General features: G+C 70.6%; 14 protein-coding genes and 1 pseudogene. 5 read left to right on the forward strand and 10 right to left on the reverse strand.

Going from position 1 to position 18078, the window contains the following annotated elements; all coding sequences use genetic code 11:
- The coding region (locus ACFT32_RS26585) for a WD40 repeat domain-containing protein (protein WP_382493937.1) at positions 1-1248 on the forward strand (1248 nt) is incomplete at its 5' end.
- Positions 1249-1600: 352 nt separating this feature from the next.
- Here ACFT32_RS26585 and ACFT32_RS26590 read toward each other — a convergent pair.
- A pseudogene (locus ACFT32_RS26590) lies at positions 1601-2023 on the reverse strand (hypothetical protein); the annotation flags it as partial.
- A gap of 277 nt (positions 2024-2300) precedes the next feature.
- Here ACFT32_RS26590 and ettA point away from each other — a divergent pair.
- Genes ettA through ACFT32_RS26605 form a run of 3 tightly spaced genes read left to right on the forward strand, consistent with a single transcriptional unit; the run spans position 2301 to position 5050 of the window.
- Positions 2301-3965 carry an energy-dependent translational throttle protein EttA gene (gene ettA, locus ACFT32_RS26595; protein ID WP_382493940.1) on the forward strand — a complete coding sequence of 555 codons (1665 nt, stop codon included), beginning with the start codon at positions 2301-2303 and terminating at the stop codon, positions 3963-3965.
- Positions 3966-3971: 6 nt separating this feature from the next.
- Positions 3972-4385 carry an acyl-CoA thioesterase gene (locus ACFT32_RS26600; RefSeq protein ID WP_382493943.1) on the forward strand — a complete coding sequence of 138 codons (414 nt, stop codon included), beginning with the start codon at positions 3972-3974 and terminating at the stop codon, positions 4383-4385.
- Positions 4382-5050 (forward strand): hypothetical protein, encoded by a 669-nt coding sequence (locus ACFT32_RS26605; protein WP_382493946.1) that lies wholly within the window; start codon positions 4382-4384, stop codon positions 5048-5050. The genes ACFT32_RS26600 and ACFT32_RS26605 overlap by 4 nt, the downstream gene beginning before the upstream one ends.
- A gap of 24 nt (positions 5051-5074) precedes the next feature.
- On the opposite strand, the gene ACFT32_RS26610 is transcribed toward ACFT32_RS26605, so the two are convergent.
- A complete protein-coding gene (locus ACFT32_RS26610; RefSeq protein ID WP_215121340.1) occupies positions 5075-5488 on the reverse strand; it encodes a globin in 414 nt (137 codons plus the stop codon).
- Between the two features lie 78 nt (positions 5489-5566).
- Here ACFT32_RS26610 and ACFT32_RS26615 point away from each other — a divergent pair, with 78 nt between their 5' ends.
- Positions 5567-6550 (forward strand): methyltransferase domain-containing protein, encoded by a 984-nt coding sequence (locus ACFT32_RS26615; protein WP_382493948.1) that lies wholly within the window; start codon positions 5567-5569, stop codon positions 6548-6550.
- Between the two features lie 12 nt (positions 6551-6562).
- Here ACFT32_RS26615 and ACFT32_RS26620 read toward each other — a convergent pair whose 3' ends face one another.
- The 8 genes from ACFT32_RS26620 to ACFT32_RS26655 form a co-directional block, all read right to left on the reverse strand.
- Positions 6563-8068, reverse strand: coding sequence for an FHA domain-containing protein (locus ACFT32_RS26620; RefSeq protein WP_382493951.1), 1506 nt, complete (start codon positions 8066-8068; stop codon positions 6563-6565).
- 32 nt (positions 8069-8100) lie between these two features.
- On the reverse strand, positions 8101-9447 hold the full coding sequence (locus ACFT32_RS26625; RefSeq protein WP_382493954.1) for a VWA domain-containing protein: 1347 nt from the start codon (positions 9445-9447) through the stop codon (positions 8101-8103).
- A gap of 99 nt (positions 9448-9546) precedes the next feature.
- Complete coding sequence (locus ACFT32_RS26630; protein WP_382493956.1) at positions 9547-10953, reverse strand: PP2C family serine/threonine-protein phosphatase; 1407 nt, start codon at positions 10951-10953, stop codon at positions 9547-9549.
- Positions 10954-10956: 3 nt separating this feature from the next.
- Positions 10957-13566 (reverse strand): tetratricopeptide repeat protein, encoded by a 2610-nt coding sequence (locus ACFT32_RS26635; RefSeq protein WP_382494659.1) that lies wholly within the window; start codon positions 13564-13566, stop codon positions 10957-10959.
- 17 nt (positions 13567-13583) lie between these two features.
- Positions 13584-14918, reverse strand: coding sequence for a hypothetical protein (locus ACFT32_RS26640; protein WP_382493958.1), 1335 nt, complete (start codon positions 14916-14918; stop codon positions 13584-13586).
- 104 nt (positions 14919-15022) lie between these two features.
- Positions 15023-16060 carry a glutamate ABC transporter substrate-binding protein gene (locus ACFT32_RS26645; protein ID WP_382493961.1) on the reverse strand — a complete coding sequence of 346 codons (1038 nt, stop codon included), beginning with the start codon at positions 16058-16060 and terminating at the stop codon, positions 15023-15025.
- 44 nt (positions 16061-16104) lie between these two features.
- On the reverse strand, positions 16105-17553 hold the full coding sequence (locus ACFT32_RS26650; protein ID WP_382493964.1) for a hypothetical protein: 1449 nt from the start codon (positions 17551-17553) through the stop codon (positions 16105-16107).
- Between the two features lie 163 nt (positions 17554-17716).
- Positions 17717-17917, reverse strand: a complete 201-nt coding sequence (locus ACFT32_RS26655) for a GNAT family N-acetyltransferase (protein WP_382493966.1) — start codon at positions 17915-17917, stop codon at positions 17717-17719.
- Positions 17918-18078 lie beyond the last annotated feature (161 nt).

Raw genomic sequence — 18078 nt, forward strand, 5'->3', positions numbered from 1 at the left:
CTGGCCAGTGCCGGCCACGACGGGACCGTCAGGTTGTGGAACATGGCCAATCCCGCTCGTCCTGCGCCGTTAGGTGAACCGCTCAAAGGCCACGACGGTCCTGTCACCTCTGTCGCGTTCGGTCCAGACGGGTACACGCTGGCCAGTGCCAGCACCGATGGCACGGTCCGGTTGTGGAGCAGACCTCGGAGCGTACTGACTGGCCACTCGGGGCATGTCTACTCCGTCGGCTTCAGCCCAGACGGCCGCACGTTGGCCAGTGCCAGCCAGGACGGGACCGTCAGGTTGTGGAACATGGCCAATCCCGCTCGTCCTGCGCCGTTAGGTGAACCGCTCAAAGGCCACGACAGCGCCGTCTACTCTGTCGCCTTCAGCCCCGACGGGCGCACATTAGCCAGCGCCAGCGCCGACAAGACCGTGAGGCTTTGGAATCTCATTGACCGCTCTCGTCCCAAACCGCTGGGAAATCCCCTTCGCGGCCACACCAACCTTGCCACATACGTGGTGTTCAGCCCAGATGGGAGAACTCTGGCTAGCACTAGCCAAGACAAGACGGTGAGACTCTGGAATCTCACCGACACGGCTCACCCCCGCCCCTGGAGCGCACCCATTATCGGCCACACCGACGGAGTCTGGTCAGCCGCTTTCAGTCCAGACGGCCGCACTCTGGCAACCGCCAGCAATGACATTTCAGTGAGGTTGTGGAACGTCACCGACCGCGCCCACGTCGAGCAATTGGGTGAACGACTGACCGGTCACGCCGCGCCCGTCAGCTCCGTGGCTTTCACTCCAGACGGGCACACGCTAGTCAGCAGTGGGAGCGACAACATAGTGCGGTTGTGGAACGTCATGGATCCCGTACACCCCAAAAATACTTCTTCCCTAGCCGGGTTCGCTGGAATCGTTAACTCGGTCCTGGTCAATCGTAACGGGAAGCGGCTTTATGCTGCCAGCCAAGACAAGACGCTGCGGGTTTGGGATTCCAGCGACTTAACAGCTCCTCTACGGATAGGGAAACCCCTTGTCGGTCACCTCGCAGGAGTCACGTCACTCGACCTGAGTCCTGACGAGAATACATTGGCCAGCGCAAGCGAGGACTTCACAGTACGGTTGTGGACGATGAGCGGCTATTCCCCCATCACCCGAGTGTGCCAAGTGGCAGAAAATATCACCCGCGAGCAATGGAAGGAGAGCCTTCCACAAGTACCCTTCTCTCCCCCGTGCACCTCAGGCACTAAAAAGAAGTGAACGGCATAACTGCAATCGGAAGACGGAGGCAACGACATTCACGCAGAGGTCATCAGGCTTGTTTACTGCATCCCGCAGGAGTGCCGAGTCTTCCGGTTTCATGTGCCGTCGCCTCTCGTGTGGGAAACTTGCCATTAAATCGCAGACCTGCTCCGGGAGGCAAGAGGTTAAGTCTGCGCCGCGATGCTGGTCGCGCGGGTTGCGAGGGTCCAAGACTTTCACAGCAGACCCTCAACCCTGCCCCTGCCCGATGTCGAAGTCGAATGCGTGTCGAAGGCCGATCGACGAAACCCCCAGGGACGGAAGAGCAGCAGGTCAGCAGCAAAGTGACACCCGGCCCACCAAGCGCCTTCTAAGCGCCTGCCCCTCGGCTGGCTCTCAGCGCGCCGAGCCAATCGGCGAACACGGAGAAGTCGGCGTCTTCCAGGCCTTTGGTCGGGTCGACGCGATGAAGAAGTGACGGACCAGGATGCTGGGCAGCGACCCAGAGGCGGTCCATGCTGTTGATCTCGTCGTCAACCCAGATGAACGGCCGGCACTTCGCCCACTCGACGAGACGAGGGGTCTTCCAGTGAAGGTCCCGCGGACTGCGGTCGGCGTCGGCCTCGGCGTCCGGCCACTCGACGACGGGCAGCCTTGGTAGTCCGATGCGTGGGGCGACGGCCTCGTTTGCCTCTTCGATCCATGTCGAAGCCCACACGGGATCACAGTCCAGGGCCGTGAGGCGCGATCCAAGATCAGGGGCAAGGCGCCCAAGCAAGGGGTTCCCTTGTTCGACGGACACCTGGGCGCTCCGCTGCGCTTGTCACGGCCGCACCATAGTCCGACGTGGCAGGGCAGGCGACACTTCCTGTCCTGGGCCGTCTCTGGGCCGTGCGAGGGCGCCCGAGGCCAACCAGCGGCGACCGACAGTGACAGGCGAGTCTCAGCCGTCCATCACAAAGACCCAGGTCAGGCCCGCGCTGCTATACGCGTTTCCACCCAGGGGTGGCGGTACGGCAAGATGGGGTGTATCTGCCCACTGCCAGTTTCAAGCTGCCGGACGGTTTCTCTTGGCTGAGTTCATTTACACCATGCGCAAGGCGCGCAAAGCGCACGGCGACAAGGTGATCCTCGACGACGTGACGACGAGCTTCTACCCGGGAGCGAAGATCGGCGTCGTCGGCCCGAACGGCGCCGGCAAGTCGACGATCCTGAAGATCATGGCGGGTCTGGAGCAGCCGTCCAACGGTGACGCCTTCCTCACGCCCGGTTACACCGTCGGCATCCTCCAGCAGGAGCCGCCGCTGACCGAGGACAAGACCGTCCTGGAGAACGTCCAGGAGGGTGTCGCCGGGATCAAGGGCAAGCTCGACCGGTTCAACGAGATCGCCGAGCAGATGGCGACCGACTACACCGACGCGCTCATGGAGGAGATGGGCAAGCTCCAGGAGGACCTCGACCACGCCAATGCGTGGGACCTGGACGCCCAGCTGGAGCAGGCCATGGACGCGCTGGGCTGCCCGTCCGGCGACTGGCCCGTCACCAACCTGTCCGGCGGTGAGCGCCGCCGCGTCGCGCTGTGCAAGCTGCTGCTTGAGCAGCCCGACCTGCTGCTGCTCGACGAGCCCACCAACCACCTCGACGCCGAGTCGGTGAACTGGCTGGAGCAGCACCTGGCCAAGTACCCGGGCACCGTCGTCGCGGTCACCCACGACCGGTACTTCCTCGACAACGTCGCCCAGTGGATCTGCGAGGTCGACCGCGGCCGCCTCTACCCCTACGAGGGCAACTACTCGAAGTACCTGGAGACCAAGGCCGCCCGCCTCAAGGTCGAGGGCCAGAAGGACGCCAAGCGGCAGAAGCGTCTGAAGGAAGAGCTCGAGTGGGTGCGGTCCAACGCCAAGGGACGTCAGGTCAAGTCCAAGGCGCGTCTGGCCCGCTACGAGGAGATGGCCGCCGAGGCCGAGAAGATGCGGAAGCTGGACTTCGAGGAGATCCAGATCCCGCCGGGCCCGCGTCTGGGCAGTGTCGTCGTCGAGATCAACAACCTCAGCAAGGCCTTCGGCGAGAAGGTCCTCATCGACGACCTCAGCTTCACGCTGCCGCGCAACGGCATCGTCGGCATCATCGGCCCGAACGGCGCCGGTAAGACGACCTTGTTCAAGATGATCCAGGGCCTGGAGGAGCCGGACGCCGGTTCCATCAAGGTCGGCGACACCGTCAAGATCTCGTACGTCGACCAGAGCCGCGAGAACATCGACCCGAAGAAGACCCTGTGGGCCGTGGTCTCCGACGAGCTCGACTACATCAACGTCGGCCAGGTCGAGATGCCCAGCCGTGCCTACGTCTCCGCCTTCGGCTTCAAGGGCCCGGACCAGCAGAAGCCGGCCGGGGTGCTCTCCGGCGGTGAGCGCAACCGCCTGAACCTCGCGCTCACCCTCAAGCAGGGCGGCAACCTGCTGCTCCTCGACGAGCCGACCAACGACCTCGACGTCGAGACCCTGAGCAGCCTGGAGAACGCGCTGCTCGAGTTCCCCGGCTGCGCCGTGGTCGTCTCCCACGACCGGTGGTTCCTGGACCGGGTCGCCACGCACATCCTCGCCTACGAGGGCGAGTCCAAGTGGTTCTGGTTCGAGGGCAACTTCGAATCGTACGAGAAGCACAAGATCGAGCGGCTCGGCCCGGACGCCACCCGTCCGCACCGCGCCACCTACAAGAAGCTGACCCGGGGCTGATCGATCTTGCGGCACATCTACCGCTGCCCGCTGCGTTGGTCGGACATGGACGCGTACGGCCATGTCAACAACGCGGTCTTCGTGCGCTACCTGGAGGAAGCCCGTATCGACTTCCTCTTCCGGCCGGAGAAGGATTTCCAGCAGGGGTCGGTGGTGGCACGCCATGAGATCGACTACAAGCGGCAGCTCGTCCACCGGCACCACCCGGTGGACATCGAGCTGTGGATCACCCAGATCAGGGCGGCGTCCTTCACCATCACCTACGAGGTGAAGGACGACGACGTGGTCTACGTCCGGGCCTCGACGGTGGTCGTGCCGTTCGACTTCGAGGCACAGCGTCCGCGCCGGATCACCGCGGAGGAGCGGGAGTTCCTCCAGGAGTACACGGACGACACCGAGGAGGAGGCCGTCGCCGCATGACGGTCCTGCACCTCGTCGACGAGGGGGAGGCGGCGGATCTCGCGGCCTTCCTCTCCCGGCTGCTCCACTACGACCGTGGAGCCGCGGTGCGCCTGCAGGCCGCGGGCACCGCACTGGCCGTCTTCGGACGGCCGCCGTCCTTCGAGGTGCTGGCCGTGCGCGCGGTGCGGCTGGCGAAGCCGTACGAGAACGGGCTGGACGTCACGCTCGACGTGACCGTGTCCGCCGGTGAGCTGCTGGAGTCGGTGGACGAGAAGGCTGCAACGGCTGTCGTTCCGGGTGCCGTGACCGGGCCGCCGTGGGCCGGTGTACTGCCGCCGCGCGGCGGCTGGCGGGCCGAGCCGGGGCTGCCGGCGCCGGACGCCCTGCGGTCCCTGGTCGCCGCCGTGGTCGCCGAGTTCCGGTCCCGTACGCAGGAGTTGCCGTCCGATCGGCGCACCAGGGCCGAGCTGGACCGGATCGGGCGGGACATCTGGTCCCGTACAGTCGGCGACACCGGTCTCCCCGTGCGGGTGGTGCACGCCGCGCAGTCGCTCGGCTTCCTGCGGCCGGGGGTGCCGCTGGGGCTGTTCTCCTCGGGCGCGTGGCTCCGGCTGCGCACGCCGTACGGGTCGATCGCCGTACGACGTGCCGGGCTCGGGGCGCTGGACGTCAGCGTCCGCTGACCACCGCGCCCCCTCCCCCGCGGATCAGCCCGGCGCGTTCACCATCGAGGCCGCCGCGTACGTCAGGTAGCTCCACAGCGTGTGCTCGTGCTCCTCGGACAGCCCGAGTTCGTCGACGGCGACCCGCATGTGCTTCAGCCAGGCGTCGTGCGCCGCACGGTCGACCGTGAAGGGCGCGTGCCTCATCCGCAGACGGGGATGGCCGCGGTTGTCGCTGTACGTCGTCGGACCGCCCCAGTACTGGATGAGGAACAGCACCAGGCGCTCCTCGGCCGGGCCCAGGTCCTCCTCGGGGTACATGGGCCGCAGCAGCGGGTCCTCGGCTACTCCCTCGTAGAAACGGTGAACGAGCCGACGGAAGGTCTCCTCCCCGCCGACCTGCTCGTAGAAGGTCTGCTCCTGAAGCGTGCCGCGCCGAATCTCATTCACGCCCTCCATGCTCTCAGACGCGAGGACATAGGACGGAAGGCCTAGGACCGGCCCACTGCCCGGCACCGCTGCCCTTACTGTGGGGGTATGGGCGGGCATGCTCCCGACAGGGACCCGGACGGGCTCGCCGCCTCCGTGCGGGCGGCGCTGGTGCGCCGGATCGACGCGAGCGGGGCCTGGGCCGCCGACCCCGGTTGGCGCGAGGCGTTCGCGGCGGTCCCGCGCCATCTCTTCGTGCCGTACTACTACGTCGGCGTAGCGGGCGGCTACGAACGGCGCTGGGGCGAGAGCCCCGACCCCCGGGCGCGTGAGCGGTGGGTGCGTGGTGCCTACGAGGACACCCCGCTGGCGACGCGGCTGCGCGACGGCGAACTGCTCTCCTCCAGCAGCCAGCCCTCCCTGATGGCGGACATGCTGGCCGCGCTGTGCGTGAGGGACGGGAACGCGGTCCTGGAGATCGGCGCCGGCACCGGCTACAACGCCGCGCTGCTCGCCCACCGGCTGGGCGACGACAGGGTCACCACCGTCGACCTCGACCCGGAGATCACCGAGTCGGCCCGCCGGCACCTGGCCGCGGCCGGGTACCACCCGGTGGTCGTCACCGGCGACGGCGCCCGGGGTGTGCCCGAGCGTGCGCCGTTCGACCGGATCATCGCCACCTGCGCCCTGAGCACCGTGCCGCGCGCCTGGCTGGCGCAGAGCCGTCCCGGCGGCCGGATCCTCATGCCGCTCGGCACCGGCCTGATCGTGCTCACGGTGAGCGACGCCGGGCATGCCGAGGGGCGGTTCCTGCACACGCCCGCCTACTTCGTGCCGCTGCGCGGCGTGAGCCGGCCCTGGGGTGAACCCGCCCAGTTGGGCGGGGTGCCGCGCCGGGCCAGGGAGGACGACCTGTTCCGCTTCCTGCTGACGCTGACCCGGGGCAGCCTCGATCCGCAGGAGGCGCACGCGCTGTGGGAGCAGGAGGGCATGCCGCAGCGGGAGCGCTACGGCATCACGGTCAGCGGCGACCACGAGTGGGCCTGGCTGGACGACCCGGAGGGGCCGTACGCCTGGCCCCTCCCTTCCTGAGCCCGGTGGGGCTCAGCCCCGGCGGATCGTGATCGTCGTCCAGGCGCCGACGTGCACCCGGTCACCGTCCTGCAGCGGAACGGGGACGAACGGCTGGATCGGCTCGTCCGAGCCGTTGACCGTCGTGCCGTTCGTGGAGTTCTGGTCGACGACCGCCCAGCTGCCGTCCGGCTGCTGGACCAGTACCGCGTGCTGGTGCGAGACGCCCGGGTCCTCCGGCGGCACCGCCAGATCGACGTCGGGGGTGTCGCCGGTGGAGTGCCGGCGGCGGCCGATCGTGATCTGGTTGCCGGTGAGCGTGCGCTGCTGCTCGGGCGAGTACGCGGGCAGGTTCAGGCCCGCGGCCTCGGGGCCGGAGCGCTGCATCATCGCCATGAAGTAGTCGCGGTCCGGGCCGATGGTCGCGGTCCAGGTCGCGGGTCCCTGCGGCGCCTGGGGCTGCTGCGGGAAGCCGCCGGGGCCGGGAGGAGCCTGCGTCGCGCCGGGCTGCGGGTAGCCGTAGCCACCGCCCTGACCGGGAGGGGCCTGGGTGGCGCCGGGCGGGGGGAAGCCGTAGCCGCCGCCCTGACCGGCACCGGGGCCACCAGGGCCGCCCGGGCCGGTGGTCGGCGGGGAGATCACCCAGTCCTCGTCACCGCCGCCGAACGGACCGCCCTGCGACGGCCGCTGGGTCTCCTGCGGGAATCCGGGCGGGGCCGGCGGGCCGGACTGCTGGAAGCCCTGCGGAGCACCGGGCGCACCGGGACCGCCGGGGCCACCAGGTCCGCCGGGGCCGGGCGGCGGCGGGAACGGCCGGGAGGGGTCGGCACCGAATCCGGGCGGGCCGGGGGGACCGCCAGGACCGGAGGGACCGCCGGGGCCGGGGGGACCGCCAGGACCGGAGGGACCGCCGGGGCCGGGAGGCCCACCAGGTCCGGGAGGGCCGCCGGGGCCGGGGTAACCGCCGGGGCCGGGCGCGCCGCCCGGTCCGGGGAAACCGCCGCCGGGAGGCGGCGGAGGGCCCGAGGGATCGCTGCCGAACGGCGGGATCGGCTCGGCCGGACGGTTCATCTGCGACGGGCGGGAGCCCTGGTACTCGTACGAGTCACCGCCGCCGTAGGACGGACCCGACGGGCCGGGACCGGGCTGGCCCGGAGGCTGGAAACGCACGCCCGGGCCGGGCGCCTGCGGGGGCGGGGCCGCGGGGGTGTACGAAGTCGCCGTGTTCGTCAGGAAGTTCCACCGGCACTCCTCGCAGAACGGTGCGCCGCCCTCACGCGGCGTACGGCACTGCGGGCAGAGCTCCGGCTCGGCGTTCGGTACTGCGGACAGGTGCGGAGGGCGCCCACCGGGACCGCCGGGCGGGCCACCGGGGCCGCCAGGGCCTCCGGGACCCCCCGGGCCGCCGGGGGGCGGGAAGCCGTAGCCGCCGGGCGGGGGCGGTGGAGGGGGCGGAGGCACGGCACCCGCCATGCGGTGACCGCAGACCTCGCACCAGTCGTCGGAACCCGACTGGTGTCCGTTCGGGCAGGTCGGCATGTCGGCCCGTCCCTCCTTCGATCTCTTCTAGGTCACTTCTTTACACGAACGGTCTTGGTGGACCGGGTCTCGAGCGTCATCTCGTCGGCCTCCTGAACCTTCGCCTTCAGTCGCACAGTACCGGTCGCGGCATCGACCACGTCCACCACCTTCGCAAGCAGTTTCGCAGTATCAGCGTTCCCGGAGGCACTCGCGAGCTGAACGGCCCGGCCCAGTTTGGCCGTTGCTCCATCCATATCCCCCGATTTACGAAGGTCCAGGCCTTGCTGGATGACCTGTGCCAGTTCGGCCTGCCCGGTGTAGTGGGCGACCTGGGGGTTGATCGACGTCGAGGCGACCATGTCGTCGGTCCACACGGCCCGCACCAGGCCCTGCGCGCCGAGGTTCTGGACACTGCCGTCGGGCTGCGGAATGACCAGCGAGATCCGCGCCGCCAGCATCTCCTGCCCGATGTGCGCGGCCGGGACCTCGACACAGACGTGGTAGTCACGGGACTCGTCTCCCCAGGAACCAAGGGGGTAGTCGCCCGCGCGGGGGCCCGCCTCGGTGCGCCTGCCGGTCAGTTCCTCGACCGTCGGCGCGACCTGCTTGACGAACTTCACAGTGGTGTCGACCGGGGTCCACAGCCGCAGGGAGACGTCCGCGACCTCCTTCCCCATCGCCGTCTCCATCATCTGTGTGAAGTCGGCGGCGAGCCCGGCCGGATCGGCGACGATGTCCGCGGTGCCGAGCAGGGCGGAGGCGATCCCTGTGACTTCTTTCACTTCCCAGTCGGTGCCCACGCCGCGCGCGTCACAGGTGAAACGCCCGGCGCACGCGTCGAGCGCGGCCTTCAGATCCTCGGGCGATTCGTGCTCATTGCGGCCGTCGGTGAGCAGGATGCCGTGCCGGATGGCGACGTCCTCGGAGGACAGCAGGCGGTCGGCGAGTTTCAGCCAGGTGCCGATGGCCGTGCCGCCGCCCGCGCTGAGCGAGCGCAGCGCCTGCTTGGCCTGCTCGCGGGTGGTCGCGTCGGCGACCGCGACGCGCCCGCCGCCCGGGTAGACCTCCTTGGCCACGTGCGTCCCGCCGATCACCGCGAAGTGCACGCCGTCGCGCAGGGTGTCGATCGCGGCGGCCGTGGCGTCCCGGGCGTTGCGCATCTTGGTCGGCGGGTAGTCCATCGACCCCGAGCAGTCGACCATGACCGCCACGGCCGCGGACGGGCCCTGGCCGGGCGAGTAGAGGTGGGGAGCCGCGACCGCGCTGCCGATCGTGCCGCCGCCGGTCGCCGTCACCGTGACGATGGCGTTGACCTCGACGGCGCTCTCCGGCAGGTACTCGTTCTGGTACACGTCCACCGAGAACTGCGGCACGTTCGACTTCGAGAAAATGGCCATGCCTGCTTCGATCCCCCTCGAAAGCCCCCACCGGAGCGGGGTGATGACGGTAGGCGGACCGGTCCCCTCCGGTCCGCCGAGGCGTCCCCGTACGTGGCCTCAGGCCGATCCTGCCCCCTGGGGCACGGCGGGGAACGGCACGAGGGCCACTGTTACGTTGTCGTGGCCCCCGCCGTCCAGGGCGTGGCCGACGAGCACCCGGGCGCTGTGCAGCGGATGCGCGGCGGCGTCGACCGGGAGGACCCGGGCCATCTCCTCGGCCGCCTCCGCGTAGTTCCACAGCCCGTCCGTGCAGACCACCACCACGCCCGGCCGGTCCGGCTTGAACGCGGCGGTGTGCGGCTCCAGCTCGTAGGCGTCCGCGCCGAGCCAGCCGGTGATCGCGTGGGCGCGCTCGTCAGCGTAGGCCTCGGCCTCGTTCATCAGGCCCGCGGCGACCATCTGCGCGGCCCACGAGTCGTCCTCGGTGAGCCGGGCGGGGGGAGCGCTCCGGTCGACCGGGACCCAGTAGGCACGGCTGTCGCCGACCCAGCCGACGATCAGCAGGCCGGACGTCACCACGGCGCCGACGATGGTGCACGCCGGGGCGTTCTGGTGCGGGGCCTGCTCACGCGCCGTGGCGGGCTCGTCGGCGAGTGAGTTGACGGCGCGTGAGGCGGCGACGATCGCGTCGTGCATCGCCTGCTGCGGGTGCGCGCCGCGCGGCAGGGCGGCCAGCACCGCCTCGCTCGCGGCCCTCGACGCCGCCTGGGAGGCGTCGTCGGGACGGGTCGCCGAGGAGACGCCGTCGCAGACGATCGCCACGGAGGCGGGAGTGCCGTCGGGCAGCGCGGTGGTGCCGATGGCGAACGCGTCCTCGTTGCGGTGGTGGCGCAGGCCGCGGTCGCTGACCGCGGCCACCGGGCCGGACTCCTGCTCCATGTGGTCCCGTTCACGCGGCTGGGCGTGGCCGCAGTTCTCGCAGTAGCCGTCGTCGTCCACGCGGCCGGCACGGCAGGCCACGCAGACCTTGCCGCCGGCGCCGGCGGCCGGGGCCGCGGGCTCGGCGGACACCCGCGGGTCCGGTGCCTGGAGGAGGTACTCGTCGGGCTGCATCTGATCGGGCTGGGTTTGCTCGGGCTGGGCCTGATCGTGCTGGGTCTGATCGTGCTGGGTCTGATACGTCTCCGGCGGCGCGGCGGGGCTGTCGGGCCGCCGGTCGAACCGGACGCCGGCGGCCGGGGTCGCCTCCGGTGGCATGGGCCCGACCGGGGCCGGGGCCTGAGGTTCCGCCGGCCCTGGAGCGGGCCAGGGCGCGCCGGCGGGTGGCGCCGGCGGGCGCTCGGGATACTCACCGGCCGGAGCGCCCTGGGCGGGCACCGAGCCGTTCATGGTGATGGTCGGGTTGTCCTGCGGCCGTTCGGGCACGGCGGACAGGTCATATCCGCACGCGCCGCAGAAACGGTCACCCGATTCGAGGGGTTCCTCGCAACTCGGGCAGGCGGACAACTGGGGCATCTGCGACATCAACTACACCCACGTCCGGGGGCGGTAACGATTGGCACGTTCCACCAGGTCGATCCTCTCCTCGCCGCCCCGCGCCAGCCGGGCCAGCGTGCGGTACGAGCGTTCCAGGCCGAAACGCAGGCCCCGCTCGTCCAGGCCGCTGCCGAGCAGCGTCCGTCCCCCGGCGGCGGGAGGGACGGAACCCTGGCCCCCGGAGAGTACCCAGTCCAGGGCGCTGCCGAGGACCTCGGCCGACAACTGCTCCCGCCGCGCCGGGTCCAGACCGTACGCCTCCAGCGCCTCGACCTGCGCCGCGGCGGCCGTGAGATCCTCCAGGAACGGTACGTCTGAGGCGGCCGCCGTGCGCTGCCTCAGCCGCGCCCGTACGGCAGCCACACGCGCGGCCGTGTAGTGGATGGAGGACTCCGGGACCGACTCCAGCGTCCGCACGGCGCTGTGCCGGTCGCCCGTGGCCAGTTGTACGCGGGCCAGCCCGAACGCGGCGCTCACATAGCTCGGGTCGGTCGACCACACCAGCCGGTAGTACTCGGCGGCGTTGTCCAGCTGGCCCAGCACCTCCGCGCACAGGCCCAGCGCCAGCTTGGGCGCGATCTCGCCGGGGAAGGCGTCGTAGATCGCGTCGAAGGCTAGCGCGGCGCCCTCGTCGTCGCCGGTGACCAGCGCGGTCACGCCCCGGTACCAGACCACCCGCCAGTCGTCGGGCCGCTCGCCCTCCAGCGCGACCAGGGCCTCCAGCGCGGCGGCCGGCTCACCGGTCTCCAGCCAGGCCCGGATCTGCCGCAGCCGCGTCTCGGTCGACGGGGCCGGGGCCGCCGCGAGGGCTCCGAGCAGCTCGGCCGGCGCGGAGGTCATCAGGCCCGCCAGGAAACCGGCGTTGGGGTCGGACGGGTCGACCCGGGGAACGGGCAGGGCGAGGGTGGCGGCGGGGGCGTCGACGGCTCTGACGAGGCCGGGGGGAAGCGGGGCGTGGGGTTGCTGCGCGCCGGCGGCACGCTGGGCCTGGAGTTGCTCCCCGCCGGCGGTGAGCTGAGCTGCGGCCGGGCCGGGGGCGGCGGACGGCGCGGCCGCGGGCAGCGCGACCGCGGTCGGGGAACCGCGCCGGGTCCGCACCACCCGCGCCCCCAGCCGGGACACCTCACCGTCCAGCCTCGGGAACAGCTCCGTGTCCGTGACCCGCAGTTCGGGCCCGAACAGGGTGGACAGGGCGGGCCGGGCCCGGCCCGTCTGGAGTGAGACGACCTCCCGCAGCACGCCCGTCAGCTGCTCGGTCATCTCCTGCGCGGAGGCGAACCGGCGGGCCGGGTCCGGGTCGGTGGCACGGACCAGGAGACGGTAGAACGACTCGTACTGCCGGAAGACCTCGATGTGGTCCGGGTCCGGCAGGGAGTCCGCGTAGACGTTCGTGTAGCCCTGGAAGTCGAAGGTCAGGACGGCGAGCGTACGGGCGACGGTGAAGAGGTCGCTCGCCACCGACGGGCCGGCCTCGGCCACCTCCGGCGCCTGATAGCCCACCGTGCCGTAGATGGCCGACTCCTCGTCGTCCATCCTGCGCACCGCGCCCATGTCGATCAGCTTGAGCTGGTCCTCGGTCTGGATCGCGTTGTCGACCTTGAAGTCGCAGTACAGCAGGTTGCGGCTGTGCAGATGGCCGAGCGCCTCCAGCGCCTCGATGCCGTACGCGCAGGCCTGCTCCACCGGCAGCGGATCGCGTCTGCCCTGCGCCGTGCGGCGGCCGTTGGCGATCTCCTTCAGCGATTTGCCGCCGACGTACTCCATGACGATGTAGCCGTCGAGGGAGCCCGTGCGCTGGTCCAGGTGCTCCACGAAGTTGTAGATCCGCACGATGTTGGCGTGCTCGATCTCCGCGAGGAAGCGCCGCTCGGAGATCGCCGCGGCCATCGCGTCCTGGTCGCCGGTGTCCAGCAGGCCCTTGAGGACCACCCAGCGGTCCGAGACCGCCCGGTCGACGGCGAGGTAGATCCAGCCCAGGCCGCCGTGCGCGAGGCAGCCGACCACCTCGTACTGGCCGTGCACGATGTCACCGGACTTGAGCTTCGGTACGAACGAGTACGGGTGGCCGCACTTGGTGCAGAACCCCTCCGTGCGCCCCTGCCGGTCACCGCGCGCCCGGCCCACCTGAGCCCCGCAGTCGGAGCGCGAGCAGAACCTCTTCCGCTCGGGCACCTCGGGATTGTCCAGGACCATCTCGCGCGGGTCGGGCCGCGGGATCGGCGGCACCTGCACCAGCCCTGCGCCCAGCCGGCCCCGGGACGAGGAACCGGCGCCGGAACCGGAACTGCGCACCGACACCGAGCGGCTCGTCGACTTGCCCGACAGGGAGCGCGAGAGGCGTCCCGACACCGAGCGGCGGGACTTCGACGACTGGGACGACGTACGCGAACTGCGGCTGCTGGAGCGGGAGCTGCCACTCGCGCCCGAGCCGCGCGAGCCGCCCTTGCCGCCGGCGGTGATGCCGGTGGGGGGCGAGGCGACCATGCCGTTCGCTGCGACGACCGGGGCGAGGCCGCAGGTGTCGCAGTACAGCTCGCCGCCGCCCACGTCTTCGTAGGTGCCCGTGCAGGTGGGGCGTTGACAGGTGCGTGCCTCGGTCATGGACTCCCCCTTGTCGCTCATGCGCCCGGCCCCCTCCGGTCGTCCTCGCGTACGCCCTGATCCGGCACTCGCGGGCCGCCGAGGAGCTCCAGGGCTGCCTGCTGGTAGCGCAGCACGGCCCCTTCGGCGGCGCGCAGATCGCAGGGGGCGCTCCACAGCATGCGGCGCGCCTTCTCGTACCGCTCCACCAGCAGCGCGTCCTCGGCGAAGCCGTGCCGCGCGACCTTCGCCTTGTACGCGTCGAGCCGGCCCCGCAGCTCGGCCCGGACCGCCAAGGGCGCGGTGACCGCGGTCAACGACTCGCGGGCGCGGAGCAGTTCGTCCTCCGCCTTCTGCTCCAGCGACTCCAGCAGCGGGGACAGGCGGTGCCACTGCCCCTGCCTGCGGTACTCCGCGGCCGCCGCCACCTGCTCCTGCAACACCGTCGGCGGTCCGCTGACGACCGGCACCTCCGTCGCCGCGATCTTCGCGAGGACCTCGCCGCGGGCGGTGCGCGCCTCGGCCAGTGTGCGGTCGGCGCGGCTGAGGAGGTCCCGCAGCCTGACGATCCGCTTCTCGGCGTCCTGCCGGACCGTCAGGACCGCGTCGATCTCCCGGCGGACGTCCTCCAGGGCACGCGCCTCACGGTCGTACACCGTGGTGTCCGGCCGGCCCCCTCCCGGGGCCGAACTGCCCTCCGCCGCCAGCCAGAACTCCAGCGGGTCCGAGACGACCTGCTCGCGCAGCTTCGTCAGGGTGCGCGTGATGCGCTCCAGGTCGTCGCCCGCCGGGTGCTCGCCGGGGCGCACGCCCACCGAGTGCGCGAGCCGGCGGGTGCGCTGGAGTTCGGCCGCCAGCAGGTCGATCCGGGCGGGCAGTGCCGACCAGACCGCGTCGGCGGCGACGACCATGTCCAGGCTCGTCGCGTACAGCTCGTTCATCCGGTCGACGAGGGTGGTGAGCGAGTAGCGCTCGCTGAGTTTGTTCGCGGAGCCGTGCAGAGTGGGGGCGTTGGCGGTCGCGGTGGCGCTGCCCGCGACGGTGACGGACTCGCCGTTCAGCAGTTCCGTCAGTTCCACGAGGTCCTCGCGGCTGGACCAGCGGCGGCGCGAGCGGATGTCGCGGGCGGTGCGCAGGGCGTCCGTGTACGCGTCGAAGTACGTCCACAGCAGCGTGATCGACGCCTCCGTGGACGTCCAGCGCTCCTGGGTGACGCCGGTGAGCTCCGCGCCCTCCAGGAGTCTGCGGCCCGCGTGGTCCTGCAGGGCGAGGAGCGAGGTCTCGATCGCCTCGTGCTCCGCGCCGAGCCGCGCCAGCGCACGGTCCACCTCGTCCCGGTCCATCACCGGCCCGGTGGATCCCGTGACGCCCATCGATCACCTCTCGCTGCGGTAGTGCCGGTTGGGTTCGTGGTTGAGGTTGGTGGTTGGGGTTGGTGGTTGGGGTTTGCGGTCGGGGTGTCGGTCGAGTGGTCAGGTCAGGTGCTGCGGAGGTACTGCGGAGCCGGAGGTTCCGACTTCTTCGCATCCTTGCCCAGTGTCGCCGACAGCCATTTGTCGTACGAGGCCTGCCAGCCGTTCGCGGTGTCCTTGCGGTAGTCCACCAGGATCTGGTTGACCCGGCGTACCAGATCGTCGGCGTCCTTCTTCATCGCCACGCCGTAGTACTCGGCAGTGAAGGCGTCGCCCTTGAGCTGGACCGTCGGATCCTGCGCCGCCTGGCTCGCGGCGAGGGCACCGTCGGTGACCACGGCGTCGACCTCGCCGAGCTGGAGCCGTACCAGGCAGTCGAGTTGGTTCGGAACGGTCGTGGAGATGTCGGTGCTGGCGGGGAGTTTGCCGTCCTTCTGGTCGGCCTCCAGCGTGGAGTACGCCGTCGAGCCGGCCGCGGTGCAGATCCTGCGGTCCGCGAGCGTGTCGTCGTAGCCCTTGACGGGCGAGGACTTCGGGGCGAGGACCTGCTGGCCCGTCTTGAAGTAGGGCGCGGAGAAGGCGACGTCCGTGATGCGGTCACAGTTGATCGTCATCGTGCGGACGACCATGTCCACGCGTCCGTCCCGGATCGCCGGGATGCGCTGATCGGTGGGGATCGCCTTGAACTGGACGGCGTCCGGGTCGCCGAGTATGTCCTCGGCGATGCGGTGGACCAGGTCGATGTCGAAGCCCTCGAGCTCCGCGGTCTTGCCGCTGTTGGGGTTGCGGTAGCCCCAGCGGTAGCTGTTCTGGTCGACGCCGACGATCAGCTTGCGCTTCTCGCCTTCTCGGTCCTTGATCGCCTTGATGGTGTCGCCGTCGGCGGAGGAGGGGGACAGCGTCTGCTTCTCGGGGGCCTCGCAGTCCTCTTCGGCCTTTTCGACCGTGGCCTGGGAGGCTTGGCTGACGGCCCGGCCGTCACCGATGCCCGGTCCGGACAGCGGGACGCACAGCGCGAAGACCGCCACCAGGGCGCAGACGACCGCCATCGTCGCCACCCCTCCCCAGCCCTTCAGGCTGGCCCGCAGACGTCGTGCTCGCATGCTCACGCCCCCTTTCACGTCTCCCCTTGTCTCCCGCGCCCCGTTCATCGGTACTCCGACAGCCTGCGGCCAATGCCCAGGACCGCTCCCGCGGCGCCCAGGACCGCGAGGACGGCCGCACCCGCCGACAGGCCCGTCAGGGCGTCCCTGCCGTCGTCGGCCGCGCGCTTGAACTCGGTCTCCTCGTGCGCGAGCGCCGTGCGGAGGTTCGCGTCGACGCTGTCGAAGCACTCGCCGGTCGCGCCCTTGGTGCCGATGACCCGGTCCAGCGCCTGCTGGTAGTTGCCGTTCTCGTCCTGCTCACGGGCCGCGGTGTGGCGCTTCTTCCACTCCGTCATGTTGCCTACGGCGGCGGTGACGGGCTGTTCGCCCGAGGTGTCGTCGGCGAGGTTCGCGGCATCCGCCAGGTACTTGCCGAGGTCGGCCATGTCCGTGCGGAAGTCGTAGTCGTAGGCGTCGTAGGTCTGCGCGCCGACCTTCTTCGTCTCGGCGCCGCGCGCCACCAGGGTCAGGTTCTCGTTGCCCCGTGCCTTGAGGGAGGCGATGCGGGCGTCGTGCAGCACATTCAGGGAGCGGACGCCGTGGTCGTAGGAGTCGTTCAGGCCCGCGCGGGCGATGCTGTGGCCGACGACCAGCCAGAGCAGGACCACCGTCGCGGTGGCTGTGGCGGCGACCAGGCCGTGGTTCAGCACCCGGTTCGTACGCCGGTAGTTGCGGTGCTGGGCCCAGGCGAGGGCGGCCAGGGCGGCGAGGCCCAGGGCGATGGCCGCCCAGGGGTAGGGCGTGGCGTCCTCGTAGTCCGCGCGCAGGCGCTGGTTCTCCTTCTTGTACAAGTCCTCCGCCGCCGGGAGCATCTGCTGCTGCATCTTCTCGTTGGCGTAGCGGAGGTAGGCGCCGCCCACCGGGAAGCCCTGGCGGTTGTAGGTGCGGGCGCGTTCGACCAGGCCCTTGTACTCCGGGAGGAGCTTGTTGAGCTTGGCGATCGTCGCGGTGGACGGGGAGTCCGGGTCGGCGTTGGCGGCGGCGTTGACGAGCTTGTCGGCGGCCGTGCGGATGTCCTGCTCGTAGCGGTCGCGGGAGGCGGCCGATTCCTGGCCGCCGGCGAGGAAGCCGCTGGAGGCGGCGGTGTTGGCGTCCGCCAGGGAGCGGTAGATGTCGGCCGCGTCCGAGCTGAGGGGCTGACTGCTGGTGAGGACGTCGTCGGCGGCGGCCGCGCGGTCGGTCATCTGCCAGGCGGTGACGGCGCCGAAGGCGACGACCAGGAGGGCCAGGAGGGCGCCGATGATGCGCAGGCGGCCGGGCTCTGTGGTGGCGGCGGCGCGGAGCTGGTCGAGGCCCTCCGCGAAGGCGGTGCGGCGGGGCGCCGGGGGTGGGGAGGCGGCTGAGCCGCTGCCGGGGGGCCTGGACGGTGGTGCCGGCTGCGCCGGAACGGCCGGGAGAATGGGCGTGCTGTGGCCCCGTGGTGGTGAACTGCTCTTCGGCAGGTGTGTCAATGTGACCTCCCCCATGGTCATCCGTCACCGCAAGTATCGCTGCCGGCACTGACATCCGCACCGGCCTTGCCTCGATCTTGATCGGATCGCAGCGTGAACCACCACCCCCGCACTGGAACACGTCAGGGCGATCGGTTCGGTTCCCCCGCGCGGATGCGCGCGGCTACTCGACGTAGCGGCGAAACCCCTGCGCCAGGGCTTTGAAGCCGCACGCCTCGTAGAAGCTGTGGACGTACGCGTCGTCCGCGGCCAGCAGCTGCACCTTGTGACAGCCGGCGCACTCACCCAGCCGCACGGCCGCCTCCATCAGCTGCCGCCCGACGCCACGCCGCTTGAAGCGGGCGGCGACCACGACGTTCTCCACGAAGAGGATCGCCCCGACCGCCGCGGGTGAGGTTCGGCATCACGATGCAGTCGGCTGTCCCGGCGACAGTGCCGTCGGCATCAGCCTGGACTCCATCGAAGGGCTGGTGCATCTGAGCCGCGAGTCAGTGTGAGGGCCTGTGGCGTCCCTGTCGAGCCGCC

The organism is Streptomyces sp. NPDC057002, assembly GCF_042673825.1.
Lineage (GTDB): Bacteria > Actinomycetota > Actinomycetes > Streptomycetales > Streptomycetaceae > Streptomyces.